We start from the raw sequence: 19,875 nt of genomic DNA on the forward strand, positions 1-19,875 counted from the left end.
TCCCCCGCCTCACACGGATCACCCGAAAGGAACACCCACCCCCATGAGCCGCACCAGCCGTACCGCCCTTCTGGCGGCCCTCGGCCTCATCGCCACGACCGGAGCCACCGCCACGGTCTTCGGCGCCACCGCCGGCGCAGCCACCCCGGGCTGCAAGGTCGACTACAGCGTCACCAACCAGTGGAACACCGGCTTCGGCGCCAACGTCGTCGTCACCAACACCGGTGACCCGGTGACCGCGTGGACCCTGGAGTGGTCCTACGGCGGCAACCAGCAGGTCACCCAGGGCTGGAACGCCACCATCACCCAGTCCGGCGCGGCCGTCACCGCGAAGAGCCTGTCCTACAACGGCACGCTCGCCACCGGCGGTTCGACCTCCTTCGGCTTCAACGGCTCGTACAGCGGCACCAACGCGGTGCCCGCGACCTTCAAGCTGAACGGCGTCACCTGCAACACCGCCACGCAGCCGACCGACCCGCCGACCACGCCGCCCACCACCCCGCCCACGACGCCGCCGACCACCCCGCCGGCCGGCCAGAAGGCGGACAACCCGTACGCGGGCGCCAAGGTGTACGTCAACCCCGAGTGGCGCGCCAAGGCCGAGGCGGAGCCGGGCGGCAACCGGATCTCCAACCAGCCGACCGGCGTCTGGCTGGACCGCACCGCCGCGATCGCCGGCGTCAACGGCGGCATGGGCCTGCGCGCCCACCTAGACGAGGCCCTGGTCCAGAAGGGCACCGGCGAGCTGGTCGTCCAGCTGGTCATCTACAACCTGCCCGGCCGTGACTGTGCCGCGCTCGCCTCCAACGGTGAGCTCGGCCCGACGGAGATCGACAAGTACAAGACCCAGTACATCGACCCGATCGCGGCGATCCTGGCCGACCCGAAGTACGCGAGCCTGCGCATCGTCACGACGGTCGAGATCGACTCGCTGCCCAACCTGGTCACCAACGTGGCCGGCCGCCCGACCGAGACCGCCAACTGCAACGTCATGAAGCAGAACGGCAACTACATCAAGGGCGTCGGCTACGCGCTCAACAAGCTCGGCGCGATCTCCAACGTCTACAACTACGTCGACGCGGGCCACCACGGCTGGCTGGGCTGGGACTCCAACTTCGGCCCCTCCGCCGAGCTGTTCAAGCAGGCCGCGACCGCCGAGGGCTCGACCGTCGCCAACGTGCACGGCTTCATCGTGAACACGGCCAACTACAGCGCGCTGAAGGAGGACCACTTCAAGATCACCGACAGCGTCAACGGCGCCTCGGTGCGCACCTCGAAGTGGGTCGACTGGAACTGGTACACGGACGAGCTGTCCTACGCCCAGGCGATGCGCGACAAGCTCGTCTCCCTCGGCTTCGACAGCAAGCTCGGCATGCTGATCGACACCTCCCGCAACGGCTGGGGCGGCACCCAGCGGCCCACCGGCCCGGGCGCGCTGACCAGCGTCGACACCTACGTGAACGGCGGCCGCTACGACCGTCGCATCCACCTCGGCAACTGGTGCAACCAGGCCGGTGCCGGCCTCGGCGAGCGTCCGCAGGCGGCTCCCGCCGCCGGCATCGACGCGTACGTCTGGATGAAGCCCCCGGGCGAGTCCGACGGCGCCTCGAAGGAGATCCCGAACACCGAGGGCAAGGGCTTCGACCGGATGTGCGACCCGACCTACACGGGCAACGCCCGTAACGGCAACAGCATGTCCGGCTCGCTCCCCGACGCCCCGATCTCGGGCCACTGGTTCTCCGCCCAGTTCCAGGAGCTCATGAAGAACGCCCACCCCGCCCTGTAACCCCCGCCCGTGACCCGGCCCGGCGGAGCCGGGTCACGGCCCCCACCCCCGGAAACCAGGCCGGACGGGACCCCAGGGTCCCGTCCGGCCGTCCGTCTGTGCGCACACGCGAGGAAAGCGGCTGGGGTCAGCAGGACCCCCGCACCACCAGTTCCGTCGGCAGAACGCGCTTCGCCGCGTCCCGGGGGGTGCCGGAGACCTCGTCGAGCAGCATGCGGGCCATGGTGCGGCCCATCTCCTCGATGGGCTGGCGCACGCTGGTGAGCGGGGGGTCCATGAGGCGCGCGACCGGGGAGTCGTCGACGCCCACGAGGGCGACGTCCTCGGGGATGCGGCGGCCCGCCTCGCGCAGCGCCGCGCGGGCGCCGGCGGCCATGACGTCGGAGGCGGCGAAGACGGCGTCCAGGTCCGGGCGCCGTTCGAGCAGGCCGCGGGTGGCCGCGTATCCCCCGTCCTCGGTGAAGTCGCCCGCGGCGACCAGGCCCTCGTCGGGGGCGTGCCCCGCCTCCGCCAGTCCGGCACGGTAGCCGCCGAGCCGGGCCCTGGCGACGTACATGTCCAGCGGGCCGGTGACGGTGGCGATGCGCGCGCGGCCCCGGCCCACCAGATGGGCCACGGCGGCGCGGCCGGCGCCGATGTTGTCGGAGTCGACGTACGGGACGGATTCGGCCTCGGAGCGGCGCCCGTTCATGACGACCGGGATGCCGAGCTCGCGGACGCGGTCGGGGAGCGGGTCGTCGCCGTGGACGGAGGCGAGGAGGACGCCGTCGACGCGCTGGGCGGCGAGGTACTGCTCGAAGCGCTGCCGCTCCTGCTCGCTGCGGACCAGGGTCAGCAGGAGCTGTTTGTCCGCCTCCGCCAGTTCCGCGCTGACGCCGCGGATGAGGTCCAGGAAGTAGGGCTCGGCGAAGAGCCGCGCCTCGGCCTCGGGGATGACGAGGGCGACGGCGTCCGTGCGGCTGCCGGCGAGCGCGCGGGCGGCCTGGTTCGGTACGTAGCCCAGCTCGGCGACGGCCCGGGCCACGGCGGCGCGGGTCTGTTCGCTCACCCGGGGGGAGCCGTTGATGACCCGCGAGACGGTGCCCCGGCCGACCCCGGCGCGGGCCGCGACCTGCTCCAGGGTGGGTCTGCTGATCTGCCGTCCGTTCACCGTCGCCGTGCTCCCCTCGTCGGACCTCGTGCCGCTCACCAGGGCCGCGGTGGGGCGGACCGTCCGAACAGACAGAGCGGCCGTGCCGGAGGAAGGGGCCCGTGCGGGCCACACCGGGGATGGGAGCGCTCCCACCCTAGAGCACCGCGCTCCCGCGGCGCCACGCGCGCGTTCAGGAGATGACGTGAAGAACCGCGTGGGGGCGCCGGGAAACCCGCCGAACACCTTCCGGTAACGAATCCGCGTTCATGTCTTGACACCCCCACCCGCCCGGCGGCAACCTTCCGGCAACGACGTGGGAGCGCTCCCATCGGGAGCGGTACAGCCTGCATCAGGTCCCGGCAGGGCCCGCCGAGCCGCGAGCAGCCGGCCGGACCTCTTGGCGCACAACGAGCACCACCTTTGGACGAGGAGAGTGGAATGCGCACTTCCAGCAGCAGACGCGGACGCCGCACGGCCGCCGCGGCGGTCGCCGCAGTGGTGACCGGCACGGTCCTGCTCACGGGTTGCGGAAGCGACAAGGACGACGAGGGCAATGGCGCCTCCGGCGAGAAGATCACGCTCCGGATCGGCACCTTCGGCAACTTCGGCTACGACAACGAGACCGGCGCGAAGCTCTACGCCGAGTACGAGCGGCTCCACCCGAACATCAAGATCGAGGAGACGAACGTCTCCGACGGCCAGAAGTACTGGGACACCCTGAAGCTGCGCCTCGCCCAGAACAGCGGCACCGCGGACATCCAGGCCATCGAGGTCGGCTACATCGCCGAGGCGACCGGCTCCACCCTGGGCGGCAAGTGGGTCGACCTGAGCAAGGAGGGCGGCGCCGACCTGGGCGCGTTCCTCGACTGGAAGGTGAAGCAGGCCACCACCGGCGGCGGCCAGGTCATCGGCCTCGGCACCGACATCGGCCCCATGGCGATCTGCTACAACAAGGACCTCTTCGCCAAGGCCAAGCTGCCGACCGACCGTCAGGCCGTCGGCGAGCTGTGGGCCGGGGACTGGAGCAAGTTCCTCGCCGCCGGGGAGACCTACAAGAAGAACGCGCCCGCGGGCACCGCGTTCCACGACTCCGCGAGCGGCCTCTTCAACGCGGTCATCTCCAGCGACCCGATCCAGTACGCCAACGCCGGCGGCGAGCTCGACTGGGAGAACAGCCCCGGCGTGAAGAAGGCATGGGACATCGCCGTCAAGGCCGCCCAGGGCGGACTCACGGCCAAGCTGCGCCAGTTCGACGAGAAGAAGACCTGGGCCGCCTCGTTCAAGAACTCCAAGTTCGCCACCGTCGCCTGCCCGAGCTGGATGACGGGCATCATCAAGGACGAGGCGGGCCCCGCCAACCAGGGCAAGTGGGACATCGCCGCACCGCCGGTCGCCGGCAACTGGGGCGGCGCCTTCCTCGGTGTCCCGAAGGCGAGCAAGCACGCCAAGGAGGCGGCCGCGCTCGCCGCGTGGCTGACGGCGCCCGAGCAGCACGCCAAGGTCTTCGCCGTGAACGGCAACATCCCCTCCTCCAAGGACACGCTCACCTCGGCCGCGGTGCAGAACGCCAAGATGCCGTACTTCGGTGACACCCCGGTCGGCAAGATCTTCTCGTCGGCCGCCAACGGCATCACGCCCGCGGCCATCAGCCGCTGGGACGGCCAGGTGAAGACCTTCCTCACCGACAACGGCATCCTCGACATCGAGACCCGAGGCACCGACCCGGCCAAGGCGTGGGAGAACGTCAAGAAGCTGGTCGACGACAAGATCAGCCAGTAGCGGGGACCGCGTGCCGGCCCGCCGCCACCGACGGGCGACGGGCCGGCACCGTCCGCACCACCGCACGCATCGACCTGGAAGGACGCCCCCGTGGCCACCTCCGTTCGGACGAAGCCGGGCAGCACGCCGCCGCCGGCTCCGCCCGCCTCCTCGCGCCGCAGAGGCCGCCGCTCCGGCCCCGGCGGCCGGCGCAGCACTCTCTACCGCTGGGACATCAAGGCGATCCCGTACGTCTTCATCGCCCCCTTCTTCCTCACCTTCGCGGCGTTCGGCCTCTTCCCCCTGATCTACACCGGCTGGCTCTCGCTCAACCGGGTGGAACTCGGCGGCACCCCCGAGTGGAAGGGCCTGGAGAACTACACGGACCTGGCGACCAGCGAGTTCTTCTGGAACGCGCTCCTGAACACGTTCACCATCGGCGTGATCTCGACGGTCCCCCAACTCCTCATGGCCCTCGGTCTGGCCCATCTGCTCAACTACAAGCTCCGCGGCCGGGGTTTCTTCCGGATCGCGATCCTGGCGCCCTACGCCACCTCGATCGCGGCGGCGACCCTGGTCTTCACCCAGCTCTTCAACGCCGACTACGGAATGATCAACTCGTTCCTCGACCTGGTCGGCATCGGACCGGTCGACTGGGACACCGAGCGGTGGCCGGCCCAGGTCGCCATCTCCGTCATCGTCACCTGGCGCTGGACCGGGTACAACGCGCTGATCTACCTGGCCGCCATGCAGGCCGTGCCGCAGGACCTCTACGAGGCCGCCTCGCTGGACGGCGCGTCCCGCTGGCGCCAGTTCGTCAGCGTCACCATCCCGTCCATCCGGCCCACGATCCTCTTCACGATCATCGTGTCGACCATCGGCGCCACGCAGCTCTTCGGAGAGCCCATGCTCTTCGGCGGCAGCCTCGGCATCAGCGGCGGCAGCGGCCACCAGTTCCAGACGCTCAGCCTGTTGATGTACGAGAAGGGCTGGGTCACCGGCTCGCTCGGCCAAGCCTCGGCCATCGCCTGGGTCATGCTGCTCCTCCTGCTCCTCATCGGCGGGATCCAGGCGCTCGTCACCCGCCACCACCGCAAGAAGCTGGGGGGCTGATCCCATGGCCCGCACTCTCGACCGGCCCCGCGCGCGCACCGGGCAGACCCCGCCCGCCGGGGAGGCTCCCACGCGCGGACGCCGCTTCCGCCAGGCCGCCGGCAAGCAGCACCACGCCGGCCCGATCACCTACGTCCTGCTGATCCTCGCCACCGCGGTCTCGCTGTTCCCGCTCTACTGGAACGTCGTCGCCGCCTCGCACTCCGGTGACCGCGTCTCGACCGCGCCCGCGCCCCTGCTGCCCGGCCGGCGCCTGCTGACCAACCTCGAAACCGCGTGGGATCAGGTCGACATGGGCGCGGCCCTGATCAACACCACGATCGTGGCGAGCCTGGTGGCACTGTCCACCGTCCTCTTCTCCACGCTCGCCGGCTTCGCCTTCGCCAAACTGCCCTTCAAGGGCCGCGGGATGCTGCTCTCGCTGGTGGTCGCCACGATGACGATCCCACCGCAGCTCAGCGTCATCCCGCTCTACCGGATCATCACCGACCTCGGCTGGTTCGACCAGCTCCAGTCGGTCGTCCTGCCCTCGCTCGTCGCCGCCTTCGGCGTCTTCTTCATGCGCCAGTTCCTCGTCGAGGCACTGCCCGTCGAGCTGGTCGAGGCGGCCCGCATGGACGGCGCGCACAGCCTGCGCATCATCTGGCACGTGGTCTTCCCGGTGGCCCGCCCGGCCATGGCCGTGCTCGGCATGCTCGTCTTCGTCCAGGCGTGGAACGACTTCTTCTGGCCGTTCATCGCGCTCACCCAGGACGGCAACCCCACCCTTCAGGTGGCGCTCGCCGGACTCGGCGCGGGCAACCACACCGTGGACCAGGCGATCGTCCTGACCGGCGCGCTGATATCGACCGTGCCGCTGCTGCTGGTCTTCGCCTTCCTGGGCAAGCACATCGTGGGCGGCATCACCGCCGGCGCGGTCAAGAGCTGACCGGCCCCACCCCACTCCGTATCGCATTCCCGTCGGCCGTACGGGTCCGCCGCAGTCGCCGGACCCGAACGGGCCGCCCCGTACCCCGCGTTGGGAGCGCTCTCCTATGACCGCGTCCGAGACCCGGCCGCTCACCGCCACCCGCTCGTTCCCCTCCGACTTCCTCTGGGGCGCGGCCACCGCCGCCTACCAGATCGAGGGGGCGGCCCGTGAGGACGGCCGCACCCCGTCCATCTGGGACACCTTCTCGCACACCCCCGGCAAGGTCTTCGAGGGCCACACCGGCGACGTGGCCGTCGACCACTACCACCGGTTCCGCGAGGACGTCGCCCTCATGGCCGAACTCGGCCTGAACGCCTACCGGTTCTCCGTCTCCTGGTCCCGGGTCCAGCCCACCGGCCGGGGTCCCGCCGTCCAGAAGGGCCTGGACTTCTACCGGGCGCTCGTGGACGAGCTGCTCGCCGCCGGCATCGAGCCGGCCCTCACCCTCTACCACTGGGACCTGCCCCAGGAGCTGGAGGACGCGGGCGGCTGGCCCGAGCGCGCCACGGCCGAGCGCTTCGCCGAGTACGCGGGGATCGTCGCCGACGCCGTCGGCGACCGCGTCAAGCGGTGGACGACCCTCAACGAGCCGTGGTGCAGCGCCTTCCTCGGGTACGGCTCCGGGGTGCACGCCCCCGGCCGCACCGACCCGGTCGCCGCGCTGCGCGCCGCCCACCACCTCAACCTCGGCCACGGGCTCGCCGTCCAGGCGCTGCGCTCCGCCCTGCCGGCGGACCGCCAGATCGCGGTCTCGCTCAACCTGCACGAGGTGCGCCCGCGCGGCGACTCCCCCGAGGACCGCGACGCGGCCCGCCGCATCGACGCCGTCGGCAACCGCGTCTGGCTCGGCCCGATGCTGGACGGCGCCTACCCCGAGGACCTGATCGCCGACACCCGGCACCTGACCGACTGGTCCTTCGTCCACGAAGGCGACACGGCGACGGCGAACCAGCCGCTCGACCTGCTCGCCATCAACTACTACACGCCCACGCTGGTGGCCGCCGTCGCCGAGGGCGAGGAGAAGCCGCAGGACGACGGGCACGGCGACAGCACCCACTCGCCGTGGCCGGGCGCCGACTCGGTCGCCTTCCACCGCGCGCCCGGCGAGCGGACGGCGATGGGCTGGCCGGTCGACCCGAGCGGCCTCTACGACCTGCTGCGCCGGGTCTCCGACGCGTACCCCGGTCTGCCGCTGGTGATCAGCGAGAACGGCGCCGCGTACGAGGACGTGGTCGGCGACGAGGGCGGGGTCCACGACCCCGAGCGCACCGCCTATGTGCACGCCCACCTGGAGGCGGTGCACCGGGCGATGGACGACGGCGTCGACGTCCGGGGCTACTTCCTGTGGTCGCTCCTCGACAACTTCGAGTGGGCGTACGGCTACGCGAAGCGGTTCGGCATGGTCCGGGTCGACTACGACACCCTGGAGCGCACCCCGAAGACCAGCGCTCTCTGGTACGCGGGCGTGGCGCGCTCGGGCGAGCTGCGCGCGCCCGAGGCGATCTGAGCCCACGGCGCGGGGCCGTGCCGGTTCACCGGCACGGCCCTCACGCGTATGTGACGGTCGATCAGATGTCGACGACGCGGTAGCCGATGACGTAGACGCCGCCGGAGCCCTCGACGCTGCGCCACTGGGTCTCGGCGCCGACCTCGCTGCCGGTGACCAGGGTGGCGCCGAGCTTGTCGTCGCCGCCGAAGGTGTCCTTGTCCCACAGGGTCAGGGTGCGGGCCTGCTCCCGGCCGAGGATGAGCGCGGCGTTGCCGTTGCCGTCCGCCATGGAGCGGACGTAGCCGGAGCCCATCGTCTGGTAGGTGATGCCGTTGCCCGGCCAGACCTTGACGGCGTTGCCGTTGGCGTCGGTGATCTTGAGGTACGCCTCGTCGTGGTCGCCCTCGCTGTTCTTCTGGCAGTGCAGCTCGACGAGTTCGATCCGTACGTAGTCGATCGGCTCGGCGTGCGCGGTGCCGGCGAAGGCGCCGAGGGTGCCGAGTCCGAGGAGGGCGGTGGCGGCGATGCGTACGGCCCGGTTCTTGCGCATGGTGTGTCTCCCCCGAAGGTGTTCGTGTCGCTGTCCGTTCGTGCCGTTCCCCCGGCACGTCCCCTACTGTGCCGCCCCTCCCCCGCCCCGTTCTACGCGCGTTCCGCTCAACGGAACGTCGTCCGGCAGGAGTTGGCGGCGGGGCTCAGGGGGCGAGTGCGGCGGGCGGGATCGCGCGGTGCGGTACGCCCCGGACCAGGGCGCGGCCGAGCGCGCCCCCCGCGTCGGCGACGGCCTCGGCGAGCGCGTCGAGGCGCCGCCCGGCCGGCACCATGGCGGCGAGCGCGGCGACGGTCCGCCCCTCCCGGCCGCGCACCGGGAAGGCGGCGCAGCACACCCCGTCCATCACGTCCTCGCGGTCGAGGACGGCCCCGGCCCTGAGCGGTCCGCGCAGCGCGTACCCGGCGGCGGTGTCGAGCCGGAACGCGGTCCCGTTCCGCACCGGCACCAGCGGCTCCAGCTCGCCGGGGGCCGAGGAGACGATCAGCGCCTGGTCCTCGCGCAGCACGGCGAGGACGACGCTGGCGCCGGTCGCGGCGCGTAGCCGCTGCACCGGCAGCCGGGCGGCGAGCCGCAGCCCCGGGTGCGGCTCCCACCCCTGGCCGAGCCGGTAGAGCTGCGGGCCGACGCGGTAGCGCGCGCCGCGCCGCTCCACCGCGCCGAGGGCGACGAGCTGGTCGAGCAGCCGGTGGGCGCTGCCCTTCGGCACCCCGCAGGCGAGGGCCAGTTCGGTGACTCCCGCCTCGTCGCCGCACCGGCGCAGCGCGTCGAGCAGGGCGAAGGCCCCCTCCAGCACGCCCCGGCCGCGCCCCGGCCGGTCCTGTTCCGCGGTCGCGCGCGGCTCGGCGGTTCTCGGACGTGTCCCGTGGTCCATGGGTCGCGTTCCCCCTGTCTGCTCCGCCCGGCCGTTGTCCCCCTGTGGCACGGCTCCGGGCGCGCTTCCACGATGCCCCGGAACCGGACGCATCACCGAAGGGTTCGGCGCCGGTGCGTCGCGGACATGCCGGGGGCCGGGCCCGTCGCGGTGGACGGACCCGGCCCGGTGACCGGCCGTGCGGGGGATCAGACGCGGTCGGCGGCGATCAGCACGTACTGGAAGGAGCCGTCCTTGTACGACTCGATGAACGCCTCCTCGATGCCGGTGACCAGCGAAGAGGTGGCGCGCAGCTCCCAGTAGGGCAGCGTGTCGGGGGTCAGGTCGATCACGGCCTGGGGCACCAGGCGGTTGTCGGCCATCGCCTTGAGGTACTCGCGGCGCGAGTGGATGTTGCACTCGAAGTGGGCGTTGATCTGGGAGACCCACTTGGAGGGCTGCCCGTACCGGGGGTTCCAGCAGCCGGTGATGGTGACGTAGCGGCCGCCGACCTTGAGGAAGCGGGAGTGCTCGGCCATCAGGTCGTCGAGGTCGACGTACATGCTGGACTCGTTGTTCCAGGAGGCGGTGACGCTGCCCTTCTCGAACGGGGTGTCGAGCATGTTGCAGACCTGGGCGCTGACGTGGTCGTCGATGCCCAGCTCGCGGGCGCGCTGGTTGCCGAACTCGGCCTGCGTGGAGGAGAGGGTGACGCCCCGGACGTGGCAGCCGAAGCGCTGGTGGGCCATGACGCTCGATCCGCCGCGGCCGCAGCCGGCGTCGACGAGGGTGTCGGCCGGGGTGACGGTGCCGAGGTGGTCGAGGAGGACCTCGGCCTGGGCGGACTCCAGGCGGTGAAGCTCGGCGATCAGCTTCTTCTCGTACTCGCTGTCCTCGGGGGTGCCGAGGGAGGCGTGGTCGACGGCGCCGATGCCGTAGTGGTGGTGGTAGAGGCCGTCCACATCACCGAGGCGCAGGTTCACGGGCCGGGCCTCGGCGTTCCAGTAGCGGGCGATGTCGCCCTGGTACGGCGTCGCCGGGCCGGGGATGGTCGCGGAGGCGTCGGTGGAGGTCAGCTCGATGGTCACAGAGGAATCCATTTCTTACCGGGAGGGTGCTTACCAGAAGTCGGGCAGGCTGTAGCGGAACGTGTTGGTCTGGTGCCAGTAGTGGTTGCCGTCGACCCAGGTGGCGACGCCCTTGAGGAAGCGCAGCACGGTGGGGACGGCGAAGGTGGCGGCCACCTCGGCGGCGGCGGTCTCGAAGGCGCGCATGAGGTCGTTGTGGACCTCGATCGCCTTGAGGTAGGCGTCGCGTTCGGAGAGCTTCTCGCGCTCCGCGAGCACCACCGGCAGGTTGAGGTGGACGCCGGGGCTGGAGAGTTCCTTGGTGTAGGAGTACAGGTCGTTGACGATGGTCGTCGCGTTGCCCGCGAGGGCGATGACCCGCTGCATCTCCGGTCTGGCGTGCAGGTCCGCCGGCAGTTCGTAGCCGCCGACGGTGTCGGTGATGGTGGGGCAGGGGCGGAAGTTGTTGAACTGGCGCATGGCCAGGTACTCCCACACCTCGGGCATGTGGCCGGTCTCGGCCCAGGCCGCCTCGGCGAGGTAGCCCATGTGGAGCCGGGCCATGTCGTGGCGGTAGCGGTCCGCCTGGGAGGGCGAGGCCGCGCGGGTGAAGTACTCCATGGCGGAGCGGTACGAGCGGCGCGGGGCGTCCGAGCCGAGCGATTCCGCCCACGCCGGGGCGTACTCCGGTGTGGTGTGGAGGGGGTCGAGCGCGCTGTGCGCCATGAGGAGGCGGCCGCCGAGTCCGATCGGGGAGCCGCCGTGGTCCTCGCAGTAGCAGTCATCGACGGCGTTCTCCGCGACCATGAGCCGGGTGGCGAGCATGAGGTGGTCGACGGTCGGGGCGTCGGGGTGGCAGGCCACCATGTAGCGCCCGACGGAGAAGCCGTCGAACTGCCCCTCCCACTCCTCCGGGTAGAGCTGGACCTCGTCCACGGCCCAGTCCTTGATCCGGCGGCTGACCTCGTCCACGCGGGCGGGGTCGGGATCGGGGATCGGGTGGTAGTAGAGGCCGGGGATGGGCCGGCCCTCCACCGACGGGACGGCGGCGGCGGCCGGGTCGACGACCGGAGCCGGCACGCCGTCCGGCACCAGGTGCGGCACCCCGTCCGGCGCGATGTCCGCCACGATGTCCGGCGCCACGTCCGGCAGCGGGTGCGTCCCCGCGTCCGGCACCGGGACCGGTGCCGGTGCCGGACGGGCGAACGAGACGCTCGCCGTGCCGAGTCCGCTGGGTCCGCCGGGGATCCAGCGGGGCGCGGACCGCGGCGCGGGGGCCTCGGCGAGCGGGCCGGCGAGGGCCTGGGCGAGGACGTCGGCCCCGAGGCGGGCCGCCGCCGCGGGCAGGTGCGCCGGCAGGGGGGAGAGCCCGGGGTCGGGCATCCGTCAGCTCCTTGCTGGGTGGGGTGGTCCGTCCCGGATCCGGGACGGACGGGCCGTCAGTCGCGGCGGCGGGCGATCTGCACGTTCTCCATCACGCCGAGGGCGTCGGGGACGAGGACGGCGGCGGAGTAGTAGGTCGTGACGAGGTACGACATGATCGCCTGCTCGCTGACGCCCATGAAGCGGACCGAGAGGCCGGGCTCGTACTCCTCCGGGAGGCCGGTCTGGCGCAGGCCGACGACGCCCTGGTTCTCCTCGCCCGTACGCATGGCGATGATGGAGCTGGTCTGCTCCTTGGTGATCGGGATCTTGTTGCAGGGCAGGATCGGGACGCCGCGCCACGCCGGGACGGACTGGCCGCCGAGGTCGACGTGGTCCGGGTAGAGGCCGCGGGCGTTGAACTCGCGCCCGATGGCGGCGATGGTGCGCGGGTGGGCGAGGAAGAGCTTGGTGCCCCGGCGGCGGCTGAGCAGCTCGTCCATGTCGTCCGGGGTGGGCGGGCCGGAGTGGGTCTGGATGCGCTGCTTGAAGTCGGCGTTGTGGAGGAGGCCGAACTCGCGGTTGTTCACGAGCTCGTGCTCCTGGCGCTCGCGCAGGGCCTCGATGGTCAGGCGGAGCTGCTCCTCCGTCTGGTTGTGCGGGCCGTTGTAGAGGTCGGCGACGCGGGTGTGGACCTTGAGGACGGTCTGCGCGACGGAGAGCTCGTACTCGCGCGGCTTGAGCTCGTAGTCCACGAAGGCGCCGGGGAGGACGGCCTCGCCGACGTGCCCGGAGGACATGGCGATCTCGGCCTCGCCGTGCTTGTTCTGCCGCTGGTCGGGGAGGGTGCTGAACTCCTCGATGTGGGCCTGGAGCGCCGGGGAGTTGGCCATGACCGCGGCGAAGTCGGCGCGGGAGAGAGTGAGGAGGGTGCCCGCGGTCTCGGCGGTCGCGGTGTAGTCCCAGGTGGCGTCGGCGTCGAGCAGCGCGTTCTCGCCGAAGTGGTCCCCGTCGCCGAGCACGGCGACGGCGATGTCGTCGCCGTAGGGGCCCTCGGAGATCTGGCTGATGCGGCCGTGCGCGAGGAGGTGGATCTCGCCTGCCGGGTTGCCCCGGGTGACGATGACGTCGCCCACGGCGAAGTCGCGCTGGACGCAGCGGGCGGCGAGCGCGCTGAGCACCTCGTCGTCGTCGAAGCCGCGCAGCAGGGCCAGTTCGCCCAGCTCGCGGGGGATCACGCGGACGGTGGCGCCGTCCTGGACGAACTCCACGCGGCCGTCGCCGACGGTGTAGCTGAGCCGGCGGTTGACCCGGTAGGCGCCGCCCTTGGTCTCCACCCAGGGAAGCATCCGCAGCAGCCAGCGGGAGGTGATCTCCTGCATCTGCGGGGCGGACTTGGTGGTGGTGGCGAGGTTCCGGGCGGCGTGGGTGCTGAGGGACTGCTGCGGGGGTGCCGCCTGGGCTTCCGGGCTGGTGTCGACGGTCATCGGACCGGGCTCTCCTTAGCGAGGGTGGTGACCGGGCACGACGGCACGCCGAACCGGTCGAAAGGGGAGGAATGGAGGGTGGTGGTCTGGCCATCCGTCCAGATCCCGGGGAACAGTAACGGTCCGTCAGCGCGCCCTGCCCGGAGAGACGAGGGGCATTACCTCGATGCAGTGATCTTGTTTCGGCCCCGGTTTACGGGCGGATGCGACGGCTTTCCGCCACGCGCTCCGGGAAGCGGCGGCAAGCGGGCCGGTCGGGGGTCCCGGGGCGGGGCGGCGCCCCGATCGGACCGCACGCATTCCGGCCACGTGGACCACAGCGGCCCCTGCTTGACAACCCGCCCCTGCCGTCACACAAGTCAACCGGCGGCGTCAACGCGGCCCCCTCGCGATCCCCCGGGGCGCCGGGAGTCCCGTCCGTCCCGGCCTCCCATGCCTTCAACTCACCTCTTTCGTCAGTGTGTTCATGGGACGATGCCCTGCGCACGACCAGTCATGAGGTGCCGGGGGGTACCGGCGGTGTCGGGGTTACCGGGGGGACGCATGGGGAAGTGGCATGCCCGCGCGCGGGGCGGCGGCGACGGTTCGGGGCGGTCCGCGTGGTGAGCGGGGTCCCGCATCCGTACGCGGAGGGGGCGCCGGACCGGCGGTACGCCAACGCGGACCTGCTGCCCAACGGGACGGGCGAGTTCCGGTGGCGCTGGTGGGACTTCGCGGCCATCTGGATCTGCGTGTCCTGGAGCCTGGCCTATCTGATGCTCTCCGGGATGCCGGGACAGGACCGTTTCACATGGCCGCAGACGCTGCTGATCTGCGGGGTCGCCCAGCTCGCCGTCCTGCTGCCGTCGCTCCTGGTGGAGCACGCGGGCGACCGGTGGGGCGTGCCGTTCGCGGTCTTCGCGCGCAGCGCGTTCGGGGTCCGGGGGGCCGCGCTGCCGGCGCTGCTGCGGTTCGCCTCGGCGTGCGTCTTCTTCGGCTTCCAGGCCGATCTCGGGGTCCAGGGCATCACGCTGCTGTTCGGGGACGATCTGGGCGGTTTCGGCTCGGGCGACTTCCTCAGCCCCGCCTATCTGGTCTTCCTGGGACTCCAGCTGTGGATCATCACGAAGGGTCCGAACGGGCTGCGCCGGTTCGCGGACCTCGCCGCGCCCGTGCTGATCGCGGGACTCGTGGTGGCCTTCCTCTGGGCGTCCGCGCACGGGGAGGGCCCGGTGCTGCCCGAGCCCGCGGACCCGATCGGCTGGGGGTCGGAGTTCTGGCCCGCGGCCGCCCCGGCGCTGGCCTCCGCGACGGCGCTCTTCGCCGCGGTCGGGCTGACCGTGCCCGACCTGGTGCATCTGGGCTCGCCCGGCCGGCGGGCGGAGGGCTCCCGGAGGCGGATGGGGGTGGGGCTGCTGCTCCCGCTGCTGATGACGGGGATCCTGCTGTACACGATGGCGCTGATGTCCCTGTCCTCGTACGGGACGGACGGGTACACCGGTTCGCTCACCGCGCACGTCCTGGACGGGATGCCCGGCGGGACCCTCGTCGCCGCGACGATGCTGATCGTCGCGACGCTCTGCGCCAACCTCGGCCTCAACCTGGTGTCGGCGGGTTACGACCTCTCCAGTACGGCCCCGTCTCTGATCGGCTTCCGGGGCGCGGCGGTGCTCGCGGCGCTCGCGGGCACGGCGGTGGCGTGGTGGGCGCGGAGCAGCAGCGACTACGAGGTGCTGGGCTGGGCGAACCTGGCCGAGGGCTTCTTCGGCACGGTGTCCGGGATCCTCGTCGTGGAGTACTGGATCGTGCGCGGGACCCGGTTGCGGCCGGACGACCTGTACCGGGCCGGGGGGCCGTACTGGTACGCGGGCGGCTGGAACTGGCGGGCCGTCGTGGCGTTCCTGGTGGGCGGGGTGCTGGCGGTGGGCGGTTCGCCGGAGGGCGCCGGGGCCGGGTCGGACGGTCCGCTGCTGCCGTTCCTCGCGCCGCTGGACGACTTCGGCTGGCTCGTGGGACTGGTCGTCGCCGGCGCGCTGTACGCGGCGCTGACGCTGCGCGCGCGGGCCGCCCCGGCGAGCGACTGACCGGGCCCGACTGGGCAGTTGCACAGGCGGGCCGGCGCAGGACTGGGCCCCCGCGCACAGACACCCGGGTCCGGCCGCTCCACGATGTCCCTGGCCACGGTCGCGAGGACGCGCGACCGTACGGAACCACAGAGGAGTTCCCATGCCAGGGAGAACGAGGCGCCGCCTGTTCGGCGGTCTGCTGCTCGCCGTGCTGATGACGCTCGGCATGACACCCGCCGCCACGGCGGAGCCCGACCCGGCGGCGACCGGCGGGATCCCGTCGGTCGGCACCGCCTGGGGCCAGCCGGGCCCGTACGAGGTGGACGTGGACATCGAGGCGGTGCACACCTTCTACCACCCGAAGACGATGGGCGCGTCCGGCGAGCGCCACCCCGTGGTGATCTGGGGCAACGGCACAGGGGCCGTACCCGGGATCTACAGCTCGCTGCTGCGCCACTGGGCGAGCCACGGCTTCATCGTCGCCGCCGCCAACACCCCCACCTCCAACTTCGCGATCAGCATGCGGGCCGGTATCGACGTCCTGGAGCGGCGGAACGCCGACCCCGGCAGCGAGTACTTCGGCAGGGTGGACCTGGAGCACATCGGCTCGGCGGGGCACTCGCAGGGCGGGGCGGCGGCGGTGAACGCGGCGATCGACGCGCGCGTGGACACGGCCGTGCCGATCCAGCCGGGCCCGCTGACCGACCCCGACCTCACCGACGTGCCGCTCTTCTACCTGGCCGGGCAGCGCGACCTGACGGTCTGGCCGGCGCTGGTGAAGGCGCTCTACCGCGACTCGGGCCACCTGCCCGCCGTGTACGGCGAGGTGCGCGGCGCCGGTCACCTGTCGTCCATCGGGGACGGCGGCGACTTCCGCGCCCCGACCACCGCGTGGCTGCGCTTCTGGCTGATGGGCGACGAGAACGCGCGCGGGGTCTTCTTCGGTCCGGGCTGCGGCTACTGCGGCGACGACGACCTGTGGTCCGGATGGGACCGCAACGGGCGGGCGGAGCAGATCGCGGGACCTGGCGGGGTCTGAGCCCGCACAGTCTGAGCCTCCGCTCCAGGTGGTGATACCCCTGAGGGGTATTGAATTCGGGCACGTGAATCCTTGCCCGCGCGCTGCGCGGCGGGGTATACATAGACCCGAAGGAGATACCCCCTAGGGGTATTCAGCGCTCAGGCTCGACACGGAGGTTCCCATGTCCGCGCACTCCACCACCTACCAGGTCGCCGGCGTCAACAGCGGCCACTGCAAGGCGATCGTGAGCGGCGCCCTCCGGGAGCTCGCCGCCGTCGACACCGTCCACGTCGAGATCTCCACCGGCCTCGTCACCGTCAACAGCTCCGCGCCGCTCGACGACGCCACGGTCGCCGAGACCGTCGAGGAGGCCGGCTACGACTACCTCGGCCGCGCCTGAACCGCCCCGCCCGGGCGCCGCGACCGGCCCGACTACCATGAGGCCGGTCGCGGGATCAGGGACCGGACCCCGCGAGCGGGGCCGGGATCGGCGGAGAGGACGGGGACGGATGCGTCGGCTCGGGGAGCTGGAAGCGGAGATCATGGACCGCTTCTGGCGGTGGCGGCGCCCCGCCACCGTGCGCGAGATCGTCGACGACATCAACCGCCACCGCGACATCGCGTACACCACCGTCACCACGGTGACCAGCATCCTCTTCCACAAGGGCCACCTCACCCGCACCCGCGAGGGCCGGATCTGGCTCTACCGCGCCGCCGCCACCCGCGAGGCGTACGCCGCCGCGCTCATGGAGGACGGCCTCGGCGCCAGCGAGGACCGGACGGCCGCGCTCGCCCGGTTCGTGGAGAACCTCGACGCCGACGAACTCGACGCGCTGCGCACCGCGCTCCGCGAGGCCGAGCGCCGGACCGACGGGTGAACGCCGCCCCCGCGCTCCTCGGCTACGCCGCCCTCGTGGGCATCACCGCCCCGCGCGTCCTGCTGCGCAGCGCCTGGCCGCACCGGGCGCCCGCGCTGGGCGTGACCGTATGGCTCGCCCTCACCGTCACCTTCGTCCTGGCGGTGGCGCTCGCCGCCGCGCAGACCGGCACCCCCACCGAGCACCTGCACGCGGGCCTCGTCGGCCTGCTGCACGCCTGCGGGGTCGGCTCCGGACCGGCCGCGCCGGACCCCGGCACGGCCGACCGCCTCGCCGTCGCCCTGCCGTCCGCCGTCCTCGGCGCCTGGGCCGGGGCGGTCGCCCACCGGCTCGTCCGGGCCGGGCTGCACCGCGCCCGCCACCGCGACCGGCTCGACAAGGTGGGCGTCCGCTGTTCCCGGCTGCGGATCACCGTCCTCCCGCACGCCACCCCAGGCGCGTACTGCCTGCCCGGACTGCGCGCCCGCGTCGTCGTCAGCGACGCGGCCGTACGGCTCCTGAGCCCCCGCCAGCTCGACGCGGTCGTCGAGCACGAGCGGGCCCACGTCGCCGGCCGCCACCACCTGCCGCTCGCCGCGGCCGAGGGCTTCGCCGCGCTGTTCCCCCGGCTGCCGCTCGCCCGTCACGTCCGCGACCAGGTAGCCCTCCTCCTGGAGATGAGCGCCGACGACCGGGCGCTGCGCCGCCACCCGGACAGCGTCCTCGCCACCGCGATGTACGAACTGGCCGCGAGCCGGGCCCCGGAGGGCGCCTTCGGCGCGGCGGGGCCGTCACCGGCGGTGCTCCGGATGAAACGGATCCTCGGCCCCCGCCCGGCCCCGCACCCCGCCCTGCGCGGCACCCTCGCCTCGGCGGCCCTCACCGCCCCCTTCCTCCCCCTGCTCGTCGCCTGCCCGCCCGGCGTATAGAGAGCGGCACTCCCTACCCGCCCGGCGCATGGAGAGCCGCACTCCCTACCCGCCCGGCGTATGGACAGCGGCACTCCCTACTCACCCTCCGCCGCGCGCCGGAGCGTACGGATCGCCGGGATGGCGAGGAGAGCCGCCGTGGCCGCGACGCACGTCAGGGCCGAGAGGAGCAGGAAGCGGTCGGGGGTGGTCAGGGTGGTGGCCGGGCCGGCCAGGATCTGACCCAGGGCGATGCCGGAGACGGAGCCCGCCAACTCGTAGGCGGTGACGCGGTTGAGGACCTCCGGCGGGGTGTGGGTCTGGACGCTGGTGGCCCACATGACGGACCAGAAGGCGAGGGCGCCGCCCGCCGTGGCGTGAGCGGCCAGGAGGACCGGAAGGTCGGCGTCGAGGGCCACGCTCAGAGGGAGCGCGGTGTAGAGGGCGAGGGCCGTCGCGCCCGCCGCCAGGGGGCGGGCTGGGCGCAGTCGGAGGGCCACGAGGCCGCCGAGGACGGTGCCCGCGCCGAGGGCGGAGACGGCGAGACCGTACGCGTCCGGGCCCAGGCGGGCGCCGATCAGCGCCGAGGCGAGGGGAACGAGCGGGCCGAAGACCAGGATGCCGTAGACGATCCAGATGAGGATCACCGACCACATCCAGGTCCGCGCGCGGAACTCCCGCCAGCCCTGGCGCAGATCGCGGCGGAGCGAGCCGCCGGTGCGCCGCTCCGGACCGGGCGCCTTGCGGGGCAGGCGGAGGAGGGCCAGGCACAGGGCGCTCAGGAGGAAGGTCCCGGCGTCGATCGCGTAGACCGTACCGGCGTTCGTCATCGCGATCAGCAGACCGGCCAGCGCCGGGCCCAGGAGGTGGGCGAGGGCGTCGGCCACCTTGAGCGTCGCGTTGGCCCGCTGGGGGTCGCGGGCGACGAGCGGCACCATGCCGTTCACCCCGGGGAGGAACATCGCGACCGCCGCGCCGGCCAGCGCCGCCATGGTCACCAGCAGCCAGAACGGCGGGCGTCCGGCGAAGAACGCCACCGCCAGCACGCCCTGCGTGCCCACCCGGACGAGGTCCGCGCCCACCATCATCCGGCGGGCGCCGAACCGGTCGGCAAAAACCCCGCCGAAGAGGACCAGGAGGACGAACGTCCCGGTCCAGACGCCGAGAACGAGCCCGACGCCGGAGACTCCGTACAGCGCGCCGACGGCGAGCGCGGCGGCCACGGGCATCATCGCGTCGCCGAGGAGGGAGACCGAGCGGGCGGTGAAGTAGAGCGCGAAGCGGCGGTCCCACAACGGGGGCGCCCCGGAGGGCACGCCCGGGGAGACGCCCGCAGGTACGCCCGCCGGTACGCCCGGGGGCGCGTCCGTCGGCGGCGGGGAGAGGGCGGTCGTCGGTCGTCGCGTCTGCGGCTGTTCGGTGGTCACGCCGTCGATGCTGGACCGGCCCCTTCGGCCACCCCAGTGTCCTGAACGAC

At 72.5% G+C, this 19,875-nt stretch carries 17 protein-coding genes; 10 read left to right on the forward strand and 7 right to left on the reverse strand.

Annotated features, from left to right (window positions below):
- The first annotated feature begins 43 nt into the window (after positions 1-43).
- Positions 44-1,786 (forward strand): glycoside hydrolase family 6 protein, encoded by a 1,743-nt coding sequence (locus tag ACFXMG_RS28730; RefSeq protein WP_383828898.1) that lies wholly within the window; start codon positions 44-46, stop codon positions 1,784-1,786.
- 127 nt (positions 1,787-1,913) lie between these two features.
- On the opposite strand, the gene ACFXMG_RS28735 is transcribed toward ACFXMG_RS28730, so the two are convergent.
- Positions 1,914-2,975 (reverse strand): LacI family DNA-binding transcriptional regulator, encoded by a 1,062-nt coding sequence (locus ACFXMG_RS28735; protein ID WP_383824810.1) that lies wholly within the window; start codon positions 2,973-2,975, stop codon positions 1,914-1,916.
- A gap of 381 nt (positions 2,976-3,356) precedes the next feature.
- Between ACFXMG_RS28735 and ACFXMG_RS28740 the strand changes: the two genes are divergently transcribed.
- From ACFXMG_RS28740 to ACFXMG_RS28755, 4 genes are all read left to right on the forward strand, one after another.
- Positions 3,357-4,697: an ABC transporter substrate-binding protein gene (locus ACFXMG_RS28740; protein WP_383824812.1), complete on the forward strand. Its 1,341-nt coding sequence runs from the start codon at positions 3,357-3,359 to the stop codon at positions 4,695-4,697.
- 90 nt (positions 4,698-4,787) lie between these two features.
- Entirely contained in the window at positions 4,788-5,789 is a 1,002-nt protein-coding gene (locus tag ACFXMG_RS28745) for a carbohydrate ABC transporter permease (RefSeq protein ID WP_383824815.1), read from the forward strand.
- 4 nt (positions 5,790-5,793) lie between these two features.
- A complete protein-coding gene (locus ACFXMG_RS28750; protein WP_383824818.1) occupies positions 5,794-6,717 on the forward strand; it encodes a carbohydrate ABC transporter permease in 924 nt (307 codons plus the stop codon).
- Between the two features lie 106 nt (positions 6,718-6,823).
- Entirely contained in the window at positions 6,824-8,266 is a 1,443-nt protein-coding gene (locus tag ACFXMG_RS28755; RefSeq protein ID WP_383824822.1) for a GH1 family beta-glucosidase, read from the forward strand.
- A gap of 61 nt (positions 8,267-8,327) precedes the next feature.
- On the opposite strand, the gene ACFXMG_RS28760 is transcribed toward ACFXMG_RS28755, so the two are convergent.
- From ACFXMG_RS28760 to ACFXMG_RS28780, 5 genes are all read right to left on the reverse strand, one after another.
- Positions 8,328-8,798 (reverse strand): hypothetical protein, encoded by a 471-nt coding sequence (locus ACFXMG_RS28760; protein WP_383824824.1) that lies wholly within the window; start codon positions 8,796-8,798, stop codon positions 8,328-8,330.
- A 145-nt stretch (positions 8,799-8,943) separates the two neighbouring features.
- Positions 8,944-9,672: an IclR family transcriptional regulator gene (locus ACFXMG_RS28765; protein WP_383824827.1), complete on the reverse strand. Its 729-nt coding sequence runs from the start codon at positions 9,670-9,672 to the stop codon at positions 8,944-8,946.
- A 188-nt stretch (positions 9,673-9,860) separates the two neighbouring features.
- Positions 9,861-10,751, reverse strand: coding sequence for a geranyl diphosphate 2-C-methyltransferase (locus tag ACFXMG_RS28770; RefSeq protein WP_383824830.1), 891 nt, complete (start codon positions 10,749-10,751; stop codon positions 9,861-9,863).
- A gap of 18 nt (positions 10,752-10,769) precedes the next feature.
- Positions 10,770-12,101, reverse strand: a complete 1,332-nt coding sequence (locus ACFXMG_RS28775) for a family 2 encapsulin nanocompartment cargo protein terpene cyclase (protein WP_383824833.1) — start codon at positions 12,099-12,101, stop codon at positions 10,770-10,772.
- A 56-nt stretch (positions 12,102-12,157) separates the two neighbouring features.
- Positions 12,158-13,567, reverse strand: coding sequence for a family 2B encapsulin nanocompartment shell protein (locus ACFXMG_RS28780; RefSeq protein ID WP_383824836.1), 1,410 nt, complete (start codon positions 13,565-13,567; stop codon positions 12,158-12,160).
- Between the two features lie 602 nt (positions 13,568-14,169).
- Here ACFXMG_RS28780 and ACFXMG_RS28785 point away from each other — a divergent pair.
- The 5 genes from ACFXMG_RS28785 (at position 14,170) to ACFXMG_RS28805 (ending at position 18,419) form a co-directional block, all read left to right on the forward strand.
- Positions 14,170-15,630, forward strand: a complete 1,461-nt coding sequence (locus ACFXMG_RS28785) for a cytosine permease (RefSeq protein WP_383824839.1) — start codon at positions 14,170-14,172, stop codon at positions 15,628-15,630.
- Between the two features lie 142 nt (positions 15,631-15,772).
- Positions 15,773-16,651 (forward strand): acetylxylan esterase, encoded by an 879-nt coding sequence (locus ACFXMG_RS28790; RefSeq protein WP_383824841.1) that lies wholly within the window; start codon positions 15,773-15,775, stop codon positions 16,649-16,651.
- 163 nt (positions 16,652-16,814) lie between these two features.
- Positions 16,815-17,033: a heavy-metal-associated domain-containing protein gene (locus ACFXMG_RS28795; RefSeq protein WP_383824845.1), complete on the forward strand. Its 219-nt coding sequence runs from the start codon at positions 16,815-16,817 to the stop codon at positions 17,031-17,033.
- Between the two features lie 109 nt (positions 17,034-17,142).
- Positions 17,143-17,511, forward strand: coding sequence for a BlaI/MecI/CopY family transcriptional regulator (locus ACFXMG_RS28800; RefSeq protein WP_383824848.1), 369 nt, complete (start codon positions 17,143-17,145; stop codon positions 17,509-17,511).
- The gene (locus ACFXMG_RS28805; protein WP_383824851.1) at positions 17,508-18,419 is read left to right on the forward strand and encodes a M56 family metallopeptidase; all 912 of its coding nucleotides are present in this window, start codon (positions 17,508-17,510) and stop codon (positions 18,417-18,419) included. The genes ACFXMG_RS28800 and ACFXMG_RS28805 overlap by 4 nt, the downstream gene beginning before the upstream one ends.
- Before the next feature lie 77 nt (positions 18,420-18,496).
- Here ACFXMG_RS28805 and ACFXMG_RS28810 read toward each other — a convergent pair whose 3' ends face one another.
- Entirely contained in the window at positions 18,497-19,825 is a 1,329-nt protein-coding gene (locus tag ACFXMG_RS28810; protein ID WP_383824853.1) for an MFS transporter, read from the reverse strand.
- Positions 19,826-19,875: the final 50 nt, after the last annotated feature.

This window comes from Streptomyces sp. NPDC059201 (assembly GCF_042754585.1).
Classification (GTDB): domain Bacteria; phylum Actinomycetota; class Actinomycetes; order Streptomycetales; family Streptomycetaceae; genus Streptomyces.